The sequence below is a fragment of the Streptomyces marokkonensis genome (genome assembly GCF_008312835.1).
Classification (GTDB): Bacteria; Actinomycetota; Actinomycetes; order Streptomycetales; family Streptomycetaceae; genus Streptomyces; species Streptomyces marokkonensis_A.
In genome coordinates this window covers 1-634 of the sequence record NZ_VSKS01000075.1, presented here as the reverse complement: position 1 = coordinate 634, position 634 = coordinate 1, and the positions used below count along the sequence as shown (strand labels likewise).

Genomic DNA, 634 nt, shown 5'->3' with positions numbered 1-634 from the left:
TCGAGAAGTCGTTACGCCATTCGTGCAGGTCGGAACTTACCCGACAAGGAATTTCGCTACCTTAGGATGGTTATAGTTACCACCGCCGTTTACTGGCGCTTAAGTTCTCAGCTTCGCCCCGACGAATCAGAGCTAACCGGTCCCCTTAACGTTCCAGCACCGGGCAGGCGTCAGTCCGTATACATCGCCTTACGGCTTCGCACGGACCTGTGTTTTTAGTAAACAGTCGCTTCTCGCTGGTCTCTGCGGCCACCCCCAGCTCGAGCAGCAAGTGCTCTCACCGGTTGTGGCCCCCCTTCTCCCGAAGTTACGGGGGCATTTTGCCGAGTTCCTTAACCATAGTTCACCCGAACGCCTCGGTATTCTCTACCTGACCACCTGAGTCGGTTTAGGGTACGGGCCGCCATGAAACTCGCTAGAGGCTTTTCTCGACAGCATAGGATCATCCACTTCACCACAATCGGCTCGGCATCAGGTCTCAGCCTTAATGAACGGCGGATTTACCTACCGTCCGGCCTACACCCTTACCCCGGGACAACCACCGCCCGGGATGGACTACCTTCCTGCGTCACCCCATCACTCACCTACTACCAGCTCGGGTCACCGGCTCCACCACTCCGACCTCGTCCGAAGA

General features: G+C 57.1%; 1 rRNA gene. It reads right to left on the bottom strand.

The annotated features are described in order from the left end of the window. A 23S ribosomal RNA gene (locus F1615_RS35475) occupies nucleotides 1-634 on the bottom strand; the annotation flags it as partial.